This window comes from Oceanobacillus jeddahensis (assembly GCF_000750635.1).
Classification (GTDB): domain Bacteria; phylum Bacillota; class Bacilli; order Bacillales; family Amphibacillaceae; genus Oceanobacillus; species Oceanobacillus jeddahense.
Genome location: NZ_CCDM010000007.1, coordinates 1 through 18,922, shown reverse-complemented (window position 1 = coordinate 18,922; position 18,922 = coordinate 1). Strand labels below are relative to the sequence as shown.

At 37.3% G+C, this 18,922-nt stretch carries 20 protein-coding genes and 1 rRNA gene; 16 read left to right on the top strand and 5 right to left on the bottom strand.

Features of this window, described 5'->3' with window-relative positions:
- The first annotated feature begins 255 nt into the window (after positions 1-255).
- The 3 genes from BN986_RS22855 (at position 256) to BN986_RS22845 (ending at position 2,209) form a co-directional block, all read left to right on the top strand.
- A complete protein-coding gene (locus tag BN986_RS22855; RefSeq protein ID WP_244445077.1) occupies positions 256-1,098 on the top strand; it encodes a ComEC/Rec2 family competence protein in 843 nt (280 codons plus the stop codon).
- A gap of 74 nt (positions 1,099-1,172) precedes the next feature.
- Positions 1,173-2,018: an SPFH domain-containing protein gene (locus tag BN986_RS22850; protein ID WP_040984598.1), complete on the top strand. Its 846-nt coding sequence runs from the start codon at positions 1,173-1,175 to the stop codon at positions 2,016-2,018.
- Between the two features lie 11 nt (positions 2,019-2,029).
- A complete protein-coding gene (locus BN986_RS22845) occupies positions 2,030-2,209 on the top strand; it encodes a type II toxin-antitoxin system antitoxin (protein WP_040984597.1) in 180 nt (59 codons plus the stop codon).
- Positions 2,210-2,279: 70 nt separating this feature from the next.
- Here the strand turns inward: BN986_RS22845 and BN986_RS22840 are convergent, their stop codons facing one another.
- The gene (locus tag BN986_RS22840) at positions 2,280-2,843 is read right to left on the bottom strand and encodes a GNAT family N-acetyltransferase (RefSeq protein ID WP_040984595.1); all 564 of its coding nucleotides are present in this window, start codon (positions 2,841-2,843) and stop codon (positions 2,280-2,282) included.
- A gap of 485 nt (positions 2,844-3,328) precedes the next feature.
- Between BN986_RS22840 and BN986_RS22835 the strand changes: the two genes are divergently transcribed.
- Positions 3,329-4,486: an Rpn family recombination-promoting nuclease/putative transposase gene (locus BN986_RS22835; protein WP_052401101.1), complete on the top strand. Its 1,158-nt coding sequence runs from the start codon at positions 3,329-3,331 to the stop codon at positions 4,484-4,486.
- Between the two features lie 126 nt (positions 4,487-4,612).
- Here the strand turns inward: BN986_RS22835 and BN986_RS22830 are convergent, their stop codons facing one another.
- A complete protein-coding gene (locus BN986_RS22830) occupies positions 4,613-5,506 on the bottom strand; it encodes a TIGR01777 family oxidoreductase (RefSeq protein ID WP_040984592.1) in 894 nt (297 codons plus the stop codon).
- Positions 5,507-5,599: 93 nt separating this feature from the next.
- Between BN986_RS22830 and recX the strand changes: the two genes are divergently transcribed.
- Together recX and BN986_RS22820 are read left to right on the top strand one after the other, a co-directional pair.
- Positions 5,600-6,421 carry a recombination regulator RecX gene (recX, locus tag BN986_RS22825; protein WP_316244943.1) on the top strand — a complete coding sequence of 274 codons (822 nt, stop codon included), beginning with the start codon at positions 5,600-5,602 and terminating at the stop codon, positions 6,419-6,421.
- Between the two features lie 59 nt (positions 6,422-6,480).
- Positions 6,481-6,813 carry a YfhH family protein gene (locus BN986_RS22820; RefSeq protein ID WP_040984590.1) on the top strand — a complete coding sequence of 111 codons (333 nt, stop codon included), beginning with the start codon at positions 6,481-6,483 and terminating at the stop codon, positions 6,811-6,813.
- A 125-nt stretch (positions 6,814-6,938) separates the two neighbouring features.
- On the opposite strand, the gene BN986_RS22815 is transcribed toward BN986_RS22820, so the two are convergent.
- Positions 6,939-7,928 (bottom strand): metal-dependent hydrolase, encoded by a 990-nt coding sequence (locus BN986_RS22815; protein ID WP_040984588.1) that lies wholly within the window; start codon positions 7,926-7,928, stop codon positions 6,939-6,941.
- Positions 7,929-8,000: 72 nt separating this feature from the next.
- Between BN986_RS22815 and mutY the strand changes: the two genes are divergently transcribed.
- The 4 genes from mutY (at position 8,001) to BN986_RS22795 (ending at position 12,282) form a co-directional block, all read left to right on the top strand.
- Positions 8,001-9,074 carry an A/G-specific adenine glycosylase gene (gene mutY / locus BN986_RS22810; RefSeq protein WP_040984586.1) on the top strand — a complete coding sequence of 358 codons (1,074 nt, stop codon included), beginning with the start codon at positions 8,001-8,003 and terminating at the stop codon, positions 9,072-9,074.
- A 177-nt stretch (positions 9,075-9,251) separates the two neighbouring features.
- Positions 9,252-9,428, top strand: a complete 177-nt coding sequence (locus tag BN986_RS22805; RefSeq protein WP_040984584.1) for a gamma-type small acid-soluble spore protein — start codon at positions 9,252-9,254, stop codon at positions 9,426-9,428.
- A 178-nt stretch (positions 9,429-9,606) separates the two neighbouring features.
- Positions 9,607-10,140, top strand: a complete 534-nt coding sequence (gene ntdP, locus BN986_RS22800; RefSeq protein WP_040984582.1) for a nucleoside tri-diphosphate phosphatase — start codon at positions 9,607-9,609, stop codon at positions 10,138-10,140.
- A 393-nt stretch (positions 10,141-10,533) separates the two neighbouring features.
- Complete coding sequence (locus BN986_RS22795) at positions 10,534-12,282, top strand: ABC transporter ATP-binding protein (protein WP_040984580.1); 1,749 nt, start codon at positions 10,534-10,536, stop codon at positions 12,280-12,282.
- 77 nt (positions 12,283-12,359) lie between these two features.
- Here the strand turns inward: BN986_RS22795 and BN986_RS22790 are convergent, their stop codons facing one another.
- Positions 12,360-13,658 carry a glutamate-1-semialdehyde 2,1-aminomutase gene (locus BN986_RS22790; RefSeq protein WP_040984578.1) on the bottom strand — a complete coding sequence of 433 codons (1,299 nt, stop codon included), beginning with the start codon at positions 13,656-13,658 and terminating at the stop codon, positions 12,360-12,362.
- Between the two features lie 205 nt (positions 13,659-13,863).
- On the opposite strand from BN986_RS22790, the gene BN986_RS22785 reads away from it, so the two are divergent.
- The 4 genes from BN986_RS22785 to perR all read left to right on the top strand — a co-directional run bounded on the left by BN986_RS22785 (position 13,864) and on the right by perR (position 16,206).
- Positions 13,864-14,298 carry a potassium channel family protein gene (locus BN986_RS22785; RefSeq protein ID WP_052401100.1) on the top strand — a complete coding sequence of 145 codons (435 nt, stop codon included), beginning with the start codon at positions 13,864-13,866 and terminating at the stop codon, positions 14,296-14,298.
- Between the two features lie 63 nt (positions 14,299-14,361).
- Positions 14,362-14,841 carry a thioredoxin-dependent thiol peroxidase gene (bcp, locus tag BN986_RS22780; protein WP_040984576.1) on the top strand — a complete coding sequence of 160 codons (480 nt, stop codon included), beginning with the start codon at positions 14,362-14,364 and terminating at the stop codon, positions 14,839-14,841.
- A 20-nt stretch (positions 14,842-14,861) separates the two neighbouring features.
- A complete protein-coding gene (locus BN986_RS22775; RefSeq protein ID WP_040984574.1) occupies positions 14,862-15,419 on the top strand; it encodes a cob(I)yrinic acid a,c-diamide adenosyltransferase in 558 nt (185 codons plus the stop codon).
- Positions 15,420-15,759: 340 nt separating this feature from the next.
- Positions 15,760-16,206, top strand: a complete 447-nt coding sequence (perR, locus tag BN986_RS22770; protein ID WP_040984573.1) for a peroxide-responsive transcriptional repressor PerR — start codon at positions 15,760-15,762, stop codon at positions 16,204-16,206.
- A 112-nt stretch (positions 16,207-16,318) separates the two neighbouring features.
- Here the strand turns inward: perR and BN986_RS22765 are convergent, their stop codons facing one another.
- Positions 16,319-16,690, bottom strand: coding sequence for a YgzB family protein (locus tag BN986_RS22765; protein WP_040984571.1), 372 nt, complete (start codon positions 16,688-16,690; stop codon positions 16,319-16,321).
- Positions 16,691-17,067: 377 nt separating this feature from the next.
- On the opposite strand from BN986_RS22765, the gene BN986_RS22760 reads away from it, so the two are divergent.
- Positions 17,068-17,949: a nucleotidyltransferase-like protein gene (locus BN986_RS22760; protein ID WP_040984569.1), complete on the top strand. Its 882-nt coding sequence runs from the start codon at positions 17,068-17,070 to the stop codon at positions 17,947-17,949.
- Positions 17,950-18,844: 895 nt separating this feature from the next.
- Positions 18,845-18,922, top strand: a 16S ribosomal RNA gene (locus tag BN986_RS22755); the annotation flags it as partial.

Here is an 18,922-nt window from a genome sequence, read left to right as displayed (position 1 = left end):
TCCCACTGAGTTAGCCTAAGTGATTCAGGAAGTTAGCGTCCGTTATCTCCCGCCTAAATAAATTTATTTTCACGCTTTATTTTGATGCGGGAGTTTTACGGACGCTTCTCCGTGATAAAAAACGGCGAAATTCTTTTCAACAATTACCAATCATCTATCCTCATATCGAGCTTTCTTTTTGCTCACACTAATGAAAAAAGAAGGGAAGGTATTTGAAGTATGCGAAATAGCGTTTTCATTCTCTTACTAATACTGATGACAATACAATTTCATATCCCTTCAACCACCTATGCAGAACAGGAATTGCCTGTAATGAAGGTGCATTTTATTAATGTCGGCCAAGGAGACAGTATTTTAATTGAAACCCCTTTAGACCGGACTATTTTAATTGATGGTGGGCCGCCGGAAGCTGGTGATGCTTTGGTTAATTATATCAAGGAGCTGCGGATTAATGAAATTGATTTAATGATTGCTACTCACCCAGATGTCGACCATATCGGCGGTTTAGTACGGGTGTTGGATGAGATAGATGTAGGCGGTGTAGTTGATATCGGCAAGCTTCACCCGACAAAAACATTTGCTGCGTATATGAATCGGATTCGTGATTTACAAATACCACTGACTATAGCTGAAAAAGATACGCCGATTGAGATTGATCCAATGATTTCACTGGATATTTGGAATGCAGCGCAGCCTTTAACTTCTCCTAATGCATCTTCGTTAGTTTTAAAGCTTAATTATGAAGAAACAGATATGCTTTTTATGGCGGATGTCGGTAAAAAAGAAGAAAAGGAGATACAAAAAAAGCATGATGTCGATTCAGAACTGATTAAAATAGGGCATCATGGCTCAAATACGAGCACTGGTTTGTCTTTTTTGGAAGCAGTAGATCCTGAAATTGCTATTTTAACCTATAGTAAAGATAATAACTATGGTCATCCTGTTCCTCGTGTGATTGACCATTTAAACGAAGTTGGTGCACTGGTTTATTCTACAGCTGCCTTAGACAGTATTACAGTAGAAACAGATGGAGAGACATTAATTGTAAATCCAAAAAAGAATCCAATCCAGAAATTTGTGGAGGAACAAGCAGGCTAACCGCATGTCTTTTTACAATTTAATACAAAAATGATATCATTATAATATATAAAAGATATGAAGGGGCGGATTGCATGCAGGAACGTAAAGCGTGGAGTATTAATGGCGCACTTGGAATTGGTCTGATTGTTGTTTTACTTGCATTAGGGATATTCAGTTTTGTTCAATCGTATGTCGTTTCAGGAGTTGTGCTTGTATTAATTGCTGGTATTTTAATTAGCGGGATTACTATCGTGCAGCCTAATCAGTCCATTGTCGTTATTTTCTTAGGGAAGTATATGGGAACGGTACGGCGTGAAGGAATTTTAGTAACTGTACCATTTTCTGTACGCAGAACAATCTCTTTGAGAGTCCGTAACTTTAACAGTAATCGGCTGAAAGTAAATGATGTGAACGGAAACCCAATTGAAATTGCTGCGGTGGTTGTTTTTAAAGTAGTAGATGCAGCGAAAGCCGTTTTTGATGTCGATCAATATGAGGACTTTGTGGAGATTCAAAGCGAAACAGCTATCCGGGCTGTAGCAACAACGTATCCATATGATTCATTTACCAATGAGGAATTAACCTTACGCGGAAATGCAGATGAAGTATCGAACCAATTAACAACAGAGCTTCAGGATCGTCTGCAAGTTGCTGGTGTAGAAGTGATTGAAGCGAGGTTAACGCACTTAGCATATTCTACAGAGATCGCTCAAGCGATGCTGCAGCGTCAACAAGCTAGTGCAATTATCTCTGCCCGGGAGCAAATTGTTCAAGGTGCTGTTGGAATGGCGCAGGATGCCATAGCTCGGTTAGAAGCGGATAATGTTGTGGATTTAGACGATGAACGCAGAGTAGCAATGATTAATAACTTGCTTGTTGCTATTGTCTCTGATCAAGGAACACAGCCGGTAATCAATACAGGAACACTTTATCAATAAGCAGGGTTACTATGGCTAAGAAAAAAAACTTTCCATTACGCATCGACCCAGAGCTTTATGAGGTATTGCAGCGCTGGTCAAAGGATGAATTCCGCAGTGTCAACAGCCACGTTGAATTCTTACTCAGAGAATCTGCTAAAAGAGCAGGGAGACTCCCAAAAAAACAGGATAAAAAAATAGGGGAAGATTGAATATTTTGCTGACAATCCCGAACAAATAGCCTTAAGAAATCAAGTGAATGATTTCTTAAGGCTATTTACATTATGATACTTCCTCATCAGAGCTAATGTCAGCTTCTGAATGGAATTGTTGATAGGACATATAATGCTCTTTCGTAATCACAAATAAATCATATATTGCTTCATTGGAAGTTGCGTTAACACGTTTATACATGGAATCGTATAATTCATTTGCAAAAGTAGCGTAAGGAAGCTTTAAAACGGCTTTTATGGAACGTTTGTTACTTTTTTGCACTTTCAAAAAGATACCATCAATGCCTTTAGTAGTAAAAAGTTCATAAAAGAAGGCATCTTTTGCTTGGCGATTATAGCCTTTACCAAAGTACGGCTTTCCGATCCAAGTAGCTAAAAAGCCATAATTTTCTTCTATATCAAAAAGGTTAATCGTACCAATCGGCTGCTGATATTCATCGAGAATTGTTCTGGAAATTAATTCTCCGCGGTCTTCCGCTTCGATCGTCTGTTTGGTTGAAAAGTAAAATTCATCCACGGTTGCAGCTTTTTGCCTGACAAATGGGTACACCTCAGGGGCTATCATCAATTCATATAAAGTTGGTACCTCCATTAAATCACGTATTTTCAGCATAAAAATACCCTCCTTTTCCAGGCGGGTACATACATTAGCAAAAAAAGCCACAGCTAGTGAGTCACCCACCCTCGAATTTTTATTTTTAAAGTAGCTTGGAAACAAAAATTCGGGGCGGGAATCGAACCCGCTAGAACCAGGAAACCCCGGTGGCGCACCATTTGCCTTCCCTATTTAATTGACCTTCTCTATAGTACAGCCGAACAGGCTGCTCATCAGCTCTTTTCAAATTTATTTTTGATAATTTTATTGTATGATTTTTTTGGTAAAATGCAAGTGTTTTTTTAAAAATAAAGCATGAAATTTTTGTAAGTTAATTTTGTACCAGCATAGCTTCAGTCAATTCAAAAACAGGGGAGATTTATAAGAAGTAAGAAAGAGAAAATAATAAAAAAATCACTTGATAAAAGAACATTTGTTCTGTATGTTGTATTTAGATAGTCACCTTAGAAACTCTCCTTACCATAATAAAAGGATGTGTTCTTATGCCTCAAATTTGTCTTCGTAAAGTATATGCTTCATCAGAAATAATCTCACTTCATGTACAGGAAGATATCAAATCATACAATAAGTATCAAAGAAGAAAAGAACGTACCAAGAAGGCGCTGCATCGTATCCCTGATGTGCAATTAATGGATTTAAAAGTGGACTATGCATTTAAACAACTATTTGGAAACGAAAAGAATAAGGATATCACCGTCGTTTTTCTCAATGCCATTTTAGCCAAATCTGGAAGAAGTCCGATTCAGCAGCTTTACTTTCAAAATATCGAAATCGGCGGCGAATATGAAGAGGACAAAAAATCCAGATTAGATCTCTTAATCAGGACGGAGAATAAAGAATGGGTCAACATAGAAATTCAAATCAATAATGAGTATAATATGATAAAAAGATCCCTGTATTATTGGTCGAGACTTTTTTCAGAACAGCTGAAAAAAGAGCAGAGCTATAAAGAATTGTACCCCGTCATTAGTATTAATATCATGCATTTTAACCTGCTGGATGAAACGGACGCCTTTCATAATATTTTTCACCTGCATGAGATAAAGCAGAAATATCCATTAACCGATATGATTGAATTTCATTTTGTGGAAATTCCTAAACTGATTACTGCCTGGAAGAATAATCAGCTGGATCCATGGGAAGACGTCTTAACGCGCTGGCTGCTGCTGTTAGGAACGGTCGATAGACAAAGAAATCATTTCTATGAAGACATCTATCAAGAACTGGAGGAGATTGCGATGGTGGATAAAACGTTAAATGTTGCGATGCGGGTCTGGGAAGATTTAAGCCGTACAGAAGAAGAACGCCGGGAATATGAAATCCGTTTGAAGCAAATTTTAGATGAGCAATCCAAAAAGCGGGACAGAGAGTTGTTGGAACAGGAAATGGAAGAAGTGAAAGAGCAGAAAGAAGAAATGAAAATAGAGAAAGAAGAGGTTGAAAAACAGAGAGAAGAAATGAAAATGGAGAAAGAAGAAGCAGAACGCAAAAAGCTTGAAGCTGAGTCCGCGCTAAAGGAATCCACAAAACAAACGGCACTCAAAATGTTAGAGCAGGGGATAAGCCAAACGGCTATTTTACAGGTGACGGGTTTAACTCTACAGCAATTTGAGGTTATTCAGCAGGAAACATCAAGATAAGCAGAATATAAAGTGCTCTGATAAAATAAAAAATAACAAGGAGCATGCTGGAAAATAATAGCATGCTCCTTCACAAAACCAGCATTTTTCATTGGTCCTTTTAAGTAAAAGAAACATTTACATTATTTAATTATTTTTCAGATCTAATAAAACCTGATCAAGGGAAGGGAAATCATACACGAATCCGTGTTCAAGCGCCTTCTCCGGATACGCATACTGTCCTTTTGTCAGGAGCTGCGCCATTTCTCCCAAGGTAAGATAAAAGAATGCAGCCGGAAGATGAAGCCAATTCGGCCGTTTGTAAACCTTTGCTGCTTTTTTCATGAAATCTTTATTGCGTTTAGGAGTGGGTGCAGTAACATTAACCGGCCCTTTTAGGGTATGATTTTCTATACCAAAGGTGATTATGTTTACGGCATCTTGAACATGGATCCAGGAGAGCCATTGTTCGCCATCACTAATGTGCCCGCTTGTATATAATTTTACCGGCAATGACATAAGCGGAAATGCACCGCCATCTTTGCCAAGCAGTATGCCAAACCGAGCATAAATTGTTCGAATACCCAATGCTTCGGCTGCGCTTGCCTCAGCTTCCCATTGCCTTGTTACAGACGCGAGAAAATCGGTACCAGGCTGCGTCGTTGCCTCTGTGTAGATGAAATCTTCAGACATGCCGTAGAATCCTACTGCGGAGCCGCTAATAAATACATCCGGTTTCTCCTCCATGTCTTTCATTAATTGAACAAGGTATTTGGTGATACGGAGGCGGCTGGTAAGGATTGTTTCTTTCTTCTTTTTCGTCCAATAACCAAACAAAGATTCACCGGCAAGATTAATGACAGCATCTATTTTAGGAAGCTCATTTGCAGTCGTATCATAATTCATAAAGGTCATATGCGATGTATTTGATTTTTTCTCCGCAGAACGGGACAGGATGTATAATTGATGGTTGAGGCTGGTAAGATGTTCGGCTAATTTAGTACCCAAAAAGCCGGTGCCTCCAGTTATTAATATGTTCATAATATAGAAACCTCCTTTAGATGATATGAAAGTATATATTCTATTGTTATCTCATTGCTCCGTTCTTTGCTATGATGAAAAGAGAGGTGAATAATGTTGCGAAAAATTAGCAGGATTACTACGCAAAAAAAACAGAAGCATCGCTATAATATATTTTTAAATACACCAACTGGTGATGAATACGGATTTAGTGTGGATGAAGAGATTCTCATAAAATTCCGTTTGGAGAAAGGTATGGAATTAAGTGATGAACTCATCAAAACACTGAAGGAACAAGATACCCTCCATAAGGTATATACCCTTACTATACACTTTTTAAGCTATCGAATACGTTCAGAAAAAGAAGTTATCACCTATTTGCAAAAAAAAGAAGTGGAAGAAGAACAAATTACGGTTATTATGAAGCGGCTCAAACAAGAAAAACTGCTGGATGATCAGCAATTTGCTGAAATGTTTGTACGCTCGCGTATGAATACCAGTTCAAAAGGTCCCAAAGTCATTGAACAAGAACTGTTTGAAAAGGGAATTGGCGGACAAATTGTTGCAAATGCTTTAGAGCAATATACCCCGGCATTGCAGAAGGAAAAAGTTCAAAATCTGTTGAGGAAAAAAATAAAGCAAAGCTCGAAAGATTCTTTTCAAAAACAGATAAACCAAGCAAAAAATACGATTCTTCAAAAAGGATTTAATCAGCAGTTTGTTTTTGAAGCTATTCAAACCATGGACCAGGAAGAGGACACAGATCAGGAATGGGAAGCCTTGAAATTCCAAGGAGAAAAACTGTACCATAAGCATATGAAAAAATATGAAGACTTCCAGCTCAAGCAAAAGGTGATGGAAGGGTTATACCGAAAAGGTTTCCATTTCGATATGATTCAGCAATTTGTAGAAGAATATATAGAAAACCAGGAATAAATCGAAGTTACTTGTACATTATTTTGATACAATAGGGATCGACAGTAAGGAGGAGAAGAATGAAATTTCGCTATAGTGATTATTCCATAGAACAGCTGCATCAAGAAATTGGGAAATTAAAAGAACAAGCTCAAAAAGCTGAACAGCTGGGAAATGTTTCAGAAGTACAAATTTGTGAAAGAAAAATGCAAGTGGCCCTTGCCTATACAATGAGCCCGGATGATTTTGAAAAAGAGGAGATTTATCAGCTTAAAATGGAAACAGGGTATAAATTCAGAATATCCTATATTAATGGAGTTTTTGCATGGGGTTACCGGATTGATTTATTAGATAAAGAAAGTGAAAACTTAGAAGCATTGCCTATCTCCTTATTAGGAAAAAAAGTAAGCTGAATGAAAACAACTCAGATGAATTCAATTTCACCTGAGTTGTTGCTTTTTACATTGATTTAAGGAACTACTGTCCCAAACGTTTATACATTATTGTGGACATAGCCTGAACCAATTTTGCGTAAATTCTAAGGGGCTGAGTCACTTGGAATCAATTTATTTTGAAGTTTCTGTTCTGAGAAAATCCAGCCTGTATAGGAAGTGATGACTTCCAGGTTTTTGTCTAATTTCACTACAGCTACAAATGGATAATACCCTTTGCTGCGGTAGCGTAAGTCAATAAAACGAACTTCTGTAACATCGTCTTTATCTGTATTGATTTCCCAGCGGTAAATCGGAGAGAAATTAAGAAATGAAGAGATGTTTTTATCGTTTTTAGCGGCTTTTATTACATCTGTATCAGGTAAGGGGACGCGGTAAAATTCATCAACAATCTCAATATGCCGGTTCTCTACGCTGCCTACAAAGTAACGGTCACTTGTCGAAATAGCAACACGCCAGTAATTTTGTTTGAGGGTAGGAGACGTAGCGACAATTTCGGTGTCCGGCATATATTCTTTGATTTTTTGAACGATTTCCCTTTTGTCCATATAGCGTTTGATGTAATATAATACAATGACTGTATAAATAATCAGCCATGTGTATCCAGGATGGGCTCCTAATGCCCATGCTACGATACCAGCAACATTCAGGAAAAAAATGTACGGGTCAAACGTATTAATAAAGCCTTTTGCAATCCATTTTTTTGTGAACGGCCGGAAAGCCTGCGTGCCGTACGCATTAAATAAATCGACAAATACATGAATGGACACAGCTAACAATGTCCATAACCAAAGAGTCAAATAACTTACTTCTGGAACGAATAAATAAATTGCTCCAGATACAAGCAGACTCCACATAAGAATAGCGGGGAGTGAATGAGATGCTCCACGGTGCTGTCTTATATACGTTGCATTACTTTTTAATTTAAAAATCGTATCAAAATCAGGAGCGTGTGATCCAACGACTGTTCCAACCAATACGGCATGAAATAGAGTAGGATTACTTTGTACAGTAGGGTCTAATGTTGCTAAACCGCCAAGCGCAACACCCATAACTATATGTGTACCAGTATCCATAGTTACTTATCCTCCTTAAGTTGCTTCCATCAAAGCACTCCAATATTATTTTAACACATAGGACGTGAAAACATGAATGATAAAAGGCTAGAACATATAAATATTTCCGCTTTTCAAGAAGATTTACTTAGGTGGTACGAAGAAAATAAACGTGATCTTCCTTGGCGTGAAAATAATGATGCTTATCGCGTATGGGTATCAGAAATTATGCTGCAGCAAACCAAAGTAGATACGGTTATCCCTTATTTTAATCGGTTTATGGAGAAATATCCAACTGTATATGAATTGGCAGAAGCAGACCAGCAAGATGTTTTAAAACAATGGGAAGGTTTAGGTTATTATTCCCGCGCAAGAAATTTACAAACAGCAGTACGTGAAGTTGTGGAAACATATGATGGAAAAATTCCTGAGGACCCGAAGCAGCTCGGCGATTTAAAAGGAGTTGGACCTTACACAAAAGGAGCCATTCTTTCTATAGCTTATAACCAGCCGATTCCAGCAGTAGACGGTAATGTAATGCGAGTTTTTTCCCGCGTATTATATATTGAAGAAGATATTGCCCAGAGTTCCACGAAAAAGCTATTTGAACATTATGTAGGAGAAATGATTTCAAAAGAAGATCCGTCTTCCTTTAACCAGGCTATTATGGATTTAGGAGCGACCATTTGTACCCCAAAACAGCCTATGTGTATGTTCTGCCCTGTGATGGAGCATTGTCAGGCCTATGTTGAAGGAATTCAAGACAGACTTCCTGTGAAAAAGAAAGCCAAAAAGCAGCAAAAGAAAAAATATATCGCCCTGCTTATCCAAAATAAGAAAGGAAAATATGTGATTGAGAAAAGACCTGATTCTGGATTGTTAGCAGGACTATGGCAATTTCCAATGATTCCAGCAGATGATATTGTTAAAAAAGATTGGCAGCCTTGGCTGCAGGAAAACTATGGATTAGATATGGAGATAAATGAATCCTGCACATCCATCAAACACGTTTTTTCCCATATTATTTGGAATGTAGATGTACGAAAAGCGTCGACGAATGAGGAAACCGTTCAAGATAGTCGATTAGAATTTGTTTCCTTAGAAGAACTGAAAAAATATCCATTCCCAGTTCCGCATCAAAAAATGATTCCTTTTTTAGAAGAGTAATGAAATAGTACGGAATCTCGAACATAAATATGAATCCTGTTAAAAATTAACGCCGTCCAAAAAACGCTGCAATGCTTTGTATTTCGAGGATCCTTGCTTATTAAAAAATATTTCTTTAAAAAGTTTGGATAAAGAAATGCGCTTCGGGACAAATTAATTATTGCGGAGGTGATATTGATGGCTAAAAAACAAAATCAACAAAACCAACAAAATCCTGCAAAAACAAATGCAGCTGAAGTAAGAAAGCAAAACCAACAAGCAGCTCAAGGACAATATGGTACTGAGTTTGCTCAAGAAACAGATGCACAAGAAGTGAAAAAGCAAAACCAACAATCACAACAAAACAAGCAATAACATCTGTTTTACCCAAAAAGGGTTTCCAATTACGGAAACCCTTTTAATAATTTTACATATTATTGAAGACTCCATTATGGAATTAAAAAGGACTTATCCTTTAACTTTTATCGCTGAAGGCTTATAATGAAATATAATTCATAAATCACTGTATTGAAAATGGAGAGGGAGATTTTGGATGGTTTCTCCAAACGCTGGTTCAAAAATGATGATACAAAGTTATAAACATAATGGACAACTTCACAGAATCTGGAAAAATAGCGTCGTATTAAAAGGAACGGAAAGTGTCATAATCGGAGCAAATGATCGGACCAAGGTCATTGAAAGTGATGGTCATTCCTGGATGACGAGAGAGCCCGCCATTTGTTATTTTGACGCAAAACATTGGTTTAATATTATTGGTATGCTTCGGGATGACGGGATTTACTATTATTGCAATCTCAGTTCCCCATTTGTTTATGATGAGGAAGTTGACTCACTGAAATACATTGACTATGATTTAGATGTAAAAGTTTTTCCGGATATGACTTTTAACCTTCTTGATGAGGACGAATATGAAGAAAATAAAGCTTTGATGAAGTATCCAGAAGAAATTCATCGTATTCTTTATCAGCAATTAGAGGTATTAATTCATTGGATTCGGCAAGGAAAAGGTCCGTTTTCCCCGGGATTTGTCGATGATTGGTACGAAATGTATTTAACATACCATTAAGCATAAAGATAAAATAATACTTCTAAACGGTGTTTGAGCGATTTGATTGCAATTCGAATGGGTAAAAGGGTATCCTTGTTACGGATGATACAACAAGGATACCCTTTTAATATTTCATTCAAAAGAATATTAAAACGAAATACCTTTTTTATCACGGAGAACCGCCCGTAAAACTCCCGCCTCAAAATAAAGAGCGAAAATAAATTTATTTAGGCGGGAGATAACGAGGGCTAACTCCCTGAATCACTCAACTAATCATTCAGTGGGAGAATTAAGGAAGCAGACTAAGTTCACGACGTCCTGGGACTGCGGTTACTCGTCCCATCGTAAAGAGTTGTGCGTCGAAAAACTCCCACTGAATGAAGTTTCGTTTTATGTAGAGGAAGTTGATAAATGAGCAGTATCAGGCAGTATCTAAAATTTGTAAAACCATACACCTGGAAAATTATATGGACATTACTCATCGGTGTTGTTAAATTTGGTATCCCATTAATGATGCCATTAATTTTAAAATATGTTATCGATGATATTGTCACGGTAGAAGAGCTAACCCAATCTGAGAGAATAACACGGTTATTTTGGATAATGGGTATTTCTTTTGTCGTATTTTTAATTGTCCGCCCGCCGGTTGAGTATATCCGTCAATACTTAGCACAATGGGTTGGAAACAAAATTCTGTTTGATATCAGAGGGAAGCTGTTCGATCATTTGCAAAAGTTAAGTTTGAAATTTTATTCTCAAACCAAAACAGGTGAGATTATTTCCCGAGTAATTCATGATGTAGAGCAAACGAAAAATTTTGTTATTACAGGGTTAATGAATATTTGGCTGGATGTAACAACGATTCTAATTGCTATTATAATTATGTTTACCATGGATGTGCCGCTTACTTTCGTATCGATTATCTTATTCCCGTTATTCGGTATTTCTGTCAAATACTTTTTTGGACGATTACGCCGATTAACACGGGAAAGATCGCAAGCTTTGGCAGAAGTGCAAGGGCATTTACATGAGCGTATCCAAGGAGTACCGGTGACAAGAAGTTTTGCATTGGAAGATTATGAAGATGAACAGTTTGATAAAAGAAACCGCCATTTCCTGGACCGGGCTTTGAAGCATACCGATTGGAACGCCAGAACTTTTGCAGTAACAAACACAATTACAGATTTGGCACCGCTTCTCGTTATTGCTTTTGCAGGATACCAGGTTATCATGGGCAATACATCGCTTGGGACAATGGTAGCTTTCGTTGGATACATGGAGCGGGTGTACAGTCCATTGCGCAGACTGATCAACTCATCAACGACGTTAGTACAATCAATTGCATCTATTGACCGTGTATTTGAATTAATGAATGAGCGTTATGATATTACGGACAAAAAAGATGCGGTTGATCCAGGAAGGCTGAAAGGAAAAGTATCCTTTAACCACGTCTCTTTTCAATATGATGAGGAAGAAGAGCCCGTACTCAAGGATATTGACCTTCATGTTCAAAAAGGGGAAACCATCGCCTTTGTCGGAATGAGCGGAGGAGGAAAATCAACACTAATCAGTTTAATTCCCCGCTTCTACGATGTTACAGGAGGATCAATTGAAATTGATGGAACGGACTTGCGGGATATGCAGGCCCGGGCGTTGCGTGATAACATTGGAATGGTGCTTCAGGATAATATATTGTTCTCTGAATCGATTGAAACCAATATCCGCATGGGAAAACCAGAAGCAACAAAAGAGGAAGTTATCCGAGCGGCAAAAGCAGCAAACGCCCACGGTTTTATTGATGAAATGCCAGAGGGCTACGAAACAATGGTTGGAGAACGTGGTGTGAAATTGTCTGGCGGTCAAAAGCAACGGATTGCTATTGCGCGTGTATTCTTGAAAAATCCGCCATTGCTGATTTTTGATGAAGCAACATCTGCATTGGATTTAGAAAGTGAACATCTTATTCAAGAAACGCTGGAGAAACTGGCTTCTGATCGGACGACATTTATTGTTGCCCATCGCTTAGCAACAATTACTCATGCTAGCCGTATCGTTGTTGTGGAAAATGGAGAAATTGTAGAGATAGGCTCACATGAGGAATTAATGAAACGTCGTGGCCATTATTATGATTTATATCAAATTCAGAATTTAGAGGAATAGTGCTTATCAGCAGAATAAAAGGCTTTTCCCGGAGAGGATTATCCCCGGGAAAAGCCTTTTTGTATGCTTCAACTGAATTATTGATTTTCTGCCATTTTTGCAAATGCATGACCAACCGCATCAATGGTATTTTCAATATCCGAATCTGTGTGCTCTGTTGTTAGGAACCAAGCTTCATATTTTGAAGGAGCCAAGTTAATTCCTTCGTTCAGCATAAGCTGGAAGAATGTTGCAAAGGCTTCTCCATCTGATGCATCTGCTTCACTGTAATTGGTTACTTTATCGACACCAAAGTAAACAGTCAAAGCTCCACGAAGCCGGTTCACGGTAAGATGAATACCATGCTCTTCCGCCTTTTCTAAAATACCTTCTTCTAAACGTTTTCCAAGGCGTTCTAATTCTTCATAAACCCCGTCTTCTTTTAATACCTCTAAGCAGGCGATACCGGCTGCCATTGAAGCGGGATTTCCGGACATGGTTCCTGCTTGATATGCCGGCCCAAGCGGAGCAACCTGTTCCATAATATCCTTACGTCCGCCGTAAGCACCGATTGGCAGTCCGCCGCCAATAATTTTACCCATCGCTGTTAAATCAGGTTCAATGTTATAGAGCTGCTGTGCACTTCCGTAGGTGAAGCGGAATGCAGTGATAACCTCATCATAAATAACCAGTGCTCCGGCACGGTGAGTAAGTTCATTTACTTCTTGTAAAAATCCTTCGAACGGCTCGACAATTCCAAAGTTACCTACAATCGGTTCAACGAGTACAGCTGCAATTTCACCTTCCCAATGATCTAACGCTTTTTTAAAGGCATCTAAATCATTAAATGGAACAGTAATGACCTCCGCAGCACTGGAGGCAGGGACACCTGCTGAATCCGGTGTACCCAGTGTAGAAGGTCCAGATCCTGCTTCGACCAGTACAGCATCGAAATGTCCATGATAGCAGCCCGCGAATTTGATTACTTTTGTGCGATTCGTATAGGCGCGCGCTACCCGTACGGTGGTCATTACTGCCTCTGTACCTGAATTATTAAAGCGGACCTTTTCCAGGGAAGGCATCGCTTCTTTTAACATTTTCGCAAATGTATTTTCCAATTCTGTTGGTGTTCCGTAAAGAACTCCGGTAGTTGCTGCTTCAGCAATTGCTTTTGCAATATGCGGATGAGCGTGACCTGTAATAATCGGGCCATATGCTGCTAAATAATCAATATACTTATTATCATCTACATCCCAGAAATAAGCTCCTTGTCCTCTTTTCATATAGACAGGAGAGCCTCCGCCAACAGCTTTATAAGAGCGGGAAGGAGAATTTCCCCCGCCGACAATATGTTGTAAAGCTTCTTGATGCAGTTTCTCAGAATTTGTGAATTTCATTATTTTGCTTCCTCCTCATTCTTCCCAACTTGTAAAGAATCTGACATGCTTTTACAAGTTCATTTAAAAGGTAAAACGTAAAGTTTATTTTCTATTTGATTTTACCCAGTTACTAATATAACAAAAAATTGAATAGAAAACTTGTACAAACTGTTACGATTTCTGCATATGTATAAGAAAAGGCATCTTGAAAGGAGCAAAAAAAATGGGTATCCCCTGGATATTCTTTATCATGGTTATTATTTTAATCGGTAAAAGCATCTATGATTTTGTTCAATATAAATCGATTCATTCCCGTATACAAATGAAGGAAGGGCATTTTTCTCTGGAGATTTTTATCGCCATGTTGATTGTTTATTGCATTACAATGGTGGGCTATGGGCTTATTTACTTCATTTTATCATTTCAAGGGATCGTCATAGTGGAACATGGGGAACTGAGAGAAGTAACGATATGGGGATCTGTTGTTCACTCTATTTATTTTAGCGGAGTAACTTTACTGACCCTTGGCTATGGTGATTTAGCGCCGGTTGGTATTGGTAGACTGATTGCTATTTCAGAAGCATTGATTGGTTACATATTACCAGCTGCGTTTGTATTAAAAGTTGTACAAATTAGTAGTAGAGACAATGATAAATGAATCTCCGTCTGCGATATGCTATATTTAAGGGAGAATAATGAATGGATTAACTGGAGGGGTTAGATGCCAATTGAATTGGGAACCAAAATTAATAATTTCACATTACCAAATCAGGACGGAGAACAAGTAAGTCTATCTGATTTTCAAGGAAAGTATGTTGTTTTGTATTTTTATCCAAAAGATATGACACCTGGATGCACGACAGAAGCATGTGATTTCAGAGATCACCATGAAAGCTTCAAGGAGCTGGACGCAGTAATAGTTGGTATAAGTCCGGACCCTGAAACACGTCATCAAAAGTTTATTGACAAGCACGACCTGCCGTTTACTTTACTTTCCGATGAAGATCATCAAGTAGCTGATCAATTTGGAGTATGGAAGCTGAAGAAAAACTTTGGCAAAGAATATTACGGTATTGAGCGTTCTACTTTTATTTTGGATAAAGAAGGAAAGCTAATCCAAGAATATCGTAAAGTTCGGGTAAAAGATCATGTGGCAGATGCTTTAAACTATTTAAAAGAAAATCAAGTGAATAAAGAATAGAAGGATGGAGGTGGAACAGCATGCGAATTTATACAAGGTCTGGAGATAAAGGGCAAACATCATTAGTTTACGGGCAGCGTGTACCTAAAAATCATTTACGGGTAGAAGCGTATGGAACGTGTGATGAAGTAAATTCAAGCATTGGCTTAGCAACAAGTTATATTGAAGAAACAGACTGGGATGAAAAGGCTGCTTTTCTCGATCAACTACACCGTGTACAGACTATTCTTTTCCATGTTGGTGCGGAATTATCTACGCCAAAGGATAAAGAAGTTTATTGGAAGCTTGAACAGAAACATATTGATGAGATGGAAAAACAGATTGACGAATGGGATAAATCGCTTGAACCGTTAAAGAATTTTATCCTGCCATCTGGACACAGAGCAGCGAGCGCACTTCATCATGCCCGTACGGTAGCGAGGCGGGCAGAACGTTTAACGATAGGGTTAGAAGATGAAGTGGAGAATAAGCATGTTTTTGGTTATTTAAACCGGTTATCAGATTATTTATTTGTTGCTGCCAGGTATGTAAATCAGCAATTAGGGGGAGAAGAGAAGCCTCTCCATGTGGATGTTTAATTTAGGATAAATTTAAAAAGCTAATAAAAATGACACTTTAGGAAGTGTTCGTCGTATTGGTATCATCAGGTAACGGAAAAAGCTTGTTAGTATGCTGCTGTTTTCTTTGTGGATTTGTTAGAGCGAGTAATTGCGGTATAAAGCCTTGTTAATATTGATGTAGTAGAGAATATTGTGATTTTAGGTGACTAAGTATTTTTAATTAACTTTTTTGAAGGATCTTTTTCTAATACCGCACTCGCTTTGTTTGAATTGATTGACATTATGTACGTAGGGCGATAAACTAATTATAAGAATTATAATCTAATAATTTTATTAATTGGGAAGAGAGGTGTTTAGGGTGTCTGAAGATAAATTACGGCAAGCAATTGATACTTTGAAAAAGTCAGGCGTCCGGATTACACCACAACGACACGCCGTGCTGGAGTATTTGCTTAATTCAATGGTTCATCCAACTGCGGATGATATATATAAAGCACTTGAGGGAAAATTTCCAAATATGAGTGTTGCGACGGTTTATAATAATTTACGCGTATTAAAAGATATTGGACTAGTAAGAGAGCTCACGTATGGAGATTCTTCGAGCAGATTTGATTGTAATACATCAGATCATTATCATATCATTTGCAATCAGTGTGGAAAGATTGTTGATTTTCACTATCCTTCATTAGAAGAAGTAGAATCACTAGCTGAACAGGTGACTGGTTTTGATGTAAGCCATCATCGCCTGGAGGTTTATGGTACTTGTAATGCTTGCAAAGAGCAACAGACAGCAAATGAACAATAGAGAGTTAAGAAATCGGGTTTGCTGGTAAATAGGCGGGTCCGATTTTTAGTTTTCTATAAAAAAGCACCATGTTTGAGGTTTTCAAAATTCTCAACAGCATGGTGCTTTTTTATTATTTGTTTTCTTCACGGAATTTCCGGTGATTATACCGTTCATCAAAATCTTTACCTTCTAAGTTCTTATCCAGTGTCAGCGGTTCTTTACAATGCATGCAAGCATCTACACGTCCTAACATTTTTGTAGGCTTCTCACAGTTTGGGCAAACGACAGGAACTGCCCTCAACGATAAGGTGCCGATCCATATGTATACAACACAGCTCAGTACAATCATCAGTATGCCTAATATAAACAGACTAAGCATTAACCACTGAATATTACGAAGCATAAGTCCGCCATACATGATTAAGATACCAGCAAACACAAGGATTAAGGCAAAGGTGCGTATTTTATTTATTTTACTTGAATAAGTTATTTGGTTCGCCATTTAAATCCCCCTTAAGTTACAAATTTAGTATATCATAGAATATTATAAGAATGAATATTAAAGAAATTTTGACAAGGTAAGCTCTATAATGTGCAGGATCGGTTTAGATTACACTTATTTCGTTAAAACGGTTAAGACCTGAGGCTATATATACATTCTGTCCCCCAATATAATGCTTGCTCGTTTTTTAATGGCTGCCTTTAAATACGGAAGTCTTAAATTTTACTCATGTCGAAATAGCTGATTTGGATACAATTACTTGATTCACGGCTGGAAATTATAAAAATGTATACTTTCTGGTTAGAGTAAAAAAGGGTTTTTAAAAGTACATATCGAATAATGATTATTAGAGAGAAAACAGGGAGGCAACTGTTAACATGGAGAATTTTCAAAGAATGATTTATCAAGAACATGCAAGCAATCCAAATACATTGGGAATACTTATTGTGGAGAGAACACAATTTGATCACCCGATCACTGACGAATTTGATAGTATTTTATTGATTATTGTAGAAAACCAAGAAGTCGACTGGTTTGTGAAACATTATGAAGTAAATGATCAGATAGTAGCAATGCATATAGTAACGAAATCCCTTCTGATGGATTGGATTGATACAAGTGGGTATCGGCGTGCAGCGGAATGGGTTATTTATGGAAGAAAGGCTTATGACAGGAATGAATTTGTCAAAGAATTAAAAGAGGAACTTCAATCTTTTCCAGAGGATAAGCGTACATTAAGAAAAATGATTGATTTTGGAAAACTTCTAAAAAACTTTAGTGAGGGGAAAGCATTATATGAAGCAAAAGAGGTAATGGATTCTTATAGCAAAATTTTAAATGCACTTCATTATTTAGCTAGATTATCCGTTATTGATCAAGGTTATTATCCAGAAGTAACGGTTTGGAACCAGGTGAAAAGTATTGACTTAGAAGTCTACAAATTATATGAAAAATTAATGGACAGCACGGAGGATTTAGAAAAGAGAATTGAATTAATGTTGATTGCAATGGATTTTGTTATGTTGAATAAAGCTGAAACTGCCTCGGCACATCTTTTAAATTTATTAAGTAAAAAAGATGATTATTGGTCATATGCTTCTATTAAAGCTTTACCAGATATTGAACATTATACTTTAGATTTACATGCGATAATATCTTATTTGGAAGAGAAGGATATTATTGATATGAAACTGGTAGCTACTAAAAATCCAGAAGTGTTTCAGAGAATGTACAAGGTAAAGGTATTAGAGGAGGGATAATGAAGGTAGTTAATTGTGAAGCAACCAATTACTTATCCTGCAATTTTCCTGGTATTGTGGTATAAGTAATTTTGGCTTTCTATTCTGTATTAACCAAAATTTTTTGTTATTAAGATAGAGGTTTATAATTAGTGGAAGATATTAAAAAAGCGCTTGAATAGGGGAGAGGCTAATTCGGTAATAGTATGAAGAATAATGGATAGGCGAGAAAAGTGTAACAAAAATTTATACTTATAATAACCTATGGAATAAAGTGATACTTTCTTCATTCATACAAATTTGTATTTATTAAATATGATGGAAGAATCGAGGAGCTGCTTATCCTTTTTATTTTGGAAGTATAAAGTACAATCCAGATTGTTTATATTAAGAATGAAAAGTTTTAAATAGATTATGTCCTATTTATCTTTCTTTAAAAAAGAATGTGTCTGTAAAGAAAGCTGAGGAAGATACGAATTAAGATTAATAAATGCTTTTAAAAAATGTGCTTCTTTTTTGAATGTATCATGTGGAAATATAAAAAAACGTTGGTATATCAATGTTTTTTATAGTGTGTGCAATGAAGAAATTTGCAGTTTTGTGATTGTGCATCATTGTTTGTAAGTTTCCTTTAGATAAATTTTAAAATAATCGTTGACTTTCTATTTTTAGCATGGTAAAGTTAATTCCGTTGCTGATTTGAGCAAGCGCTCAGCTGACATAACATAAAAAAAGTTGTTGACAACAAACTTGCTTTTATGTTACATTAATAGAGTCGCTGCTTAAGGCGAAGAAATAATAAATTGCTCTTTGAAAACTGAACAAAACAACCAGTACGAAAGAAGAAAAACAACCTCGTTTTTCTTAAACATTTAAGTCAGAAGTAGACTTCTGAAAGCTAAAGTATTCAAACACTTTTATGGAGAGTTTGATCTTGGCTCAGGACGAACGCTGGCGGCGTGCCTAATACATGCAAGTCGAGCGCGGGAAGCGA

Excerpts from the sequence above, each read along its gene's own strand:
- BN986_RS22785 (WP_052401100.1), top strand. The coding sequence starts at position 13,864 with ATGGGTATCCCCTGGATATTCTTTATCATGGTTATTATTTTAATCGGT.
- bcp (WP_040984576.1), top strand. The coding sequence starts at position 14,362 with ATGCCAATTGAATTGGGAACCAAAATTAATAATTTCACATTACCAAAT.
- BN986_RS22790 (WP_040984578.1), bottom strand. The coding sequence starts at position 13,658 with ATGAAATTCACAAATTCTGAGAAACTGCATCAAGAAGCTTTACAACAT.
- BN986_RS22775 (WP_040984574.1), top strand. The coding sequence starts at position 14,862 with ATGCGAATTTATACAAGGTCTGGAGATAAAGGGCAAACATCATTAGTT.
- BN986_RS22815 (WP_040984588.1), bottom strand. The coding sequence starts at position 7,928 with ATGGATACTGGTACACATATAGTTATGGGTGTTGCGCTTGGCGGTTTA.
- BN986_RS22850 (WP_040984598.1), top strand. The coding sequence starts at position 1,173 with ATGCAGGAACGTAAAGCGTGGAGTATTAATGGCGCACTTGGAATTGGT.
- BN986_RS22795 (WP_040984580.1), top strand. The coding sequence starts at position 10,534 with ATGAGCAGTATCAGGCAGTATCTAAAATTTGTAAAACCATACACCTGG.
- BN986_RS22845 (WP_040984597.1), top strand. The coding sequence starts at position 2,030 with ATGGCTAAGAAAAAAAACTTTCCATTACGCATCGACCCAGAGCTTTAT.
- BN986_RS22835 (WP_052401101.1), top strand. The coding sequence starts at position 3,329 with ATGCCTCAAATTTGTCTTCGTAAAGTATATGCTTCATCAGAAATAATC.
- mutY (WP_040984586.1), top strand. The coding sequence starts at position 8,001 with ATGAATGATAAAAGGCTAGAACATATAAATATTTCCGCTTTTCAAGAA.
- BN986_RS22840 (WP_040984595.1), bottom strand. The coding sequence starts at position 2,843 with ATGCTGAAAATACGTGATTTAATGGAGGTACCAACTTTATATGAATTG.
- ntdP (WP_040984582.1), top strand. The coding sequence starts at position 9,607 with ATGGTTTCTCCAAACGCTGGTTCAAAAATGATGATACAAAGTTATAAA.
- BN986_RS22855 (WP_244445077.1), top strand. The coding sequence starts at position 256 with ATGACAATACAATTTCATATCCCTTCAACCACCTATGCAGAACAGGAA.
- BN986_RS22765 (WP_040984571.1), bottom strand. The coding sequence starts at position 16,690 with ATGGCGAACCAAATAACTTATTCAAGTAAAATAAATAAAATACGCACC.
- BN986_RS22830 (WP_040984592.1), bottom strand. The coding sequence starts at position 5,506 with ATGAACATATTAATAACTGGAGGCACCGGCTTTTTGGGTACTAAATTA.
- BN986_RS22820 (WP_040984590.1), top strand. The coding sequence starts at position 6,481 with ATGAAATTTCGCTATAGTGATTATTCCATAGAACAGCTGCATCAAGAA.
- BN986_RS22760 (WP_040984569.1), top strand. The coding sequence starts at position 17,068 with ATGGAGAATTTTCAAAGAATGATTTATCAAGAACATGCAAGCAATCCA.
- recX (WP_316244943.1), top strand. The coding sequence starts at position 5,600 with ATGTTGCGAAAAATTAGCAGGATTACTACGCAAAAAAAACAGAAGCAT.
- BN986_RS22805 (WP_040984584.1), top strand. The coding sequence starts at position 9,252 with ATGGCTAAAAAACAAAATCAACAAAACCAACAAAATCCTGCAAAAACA.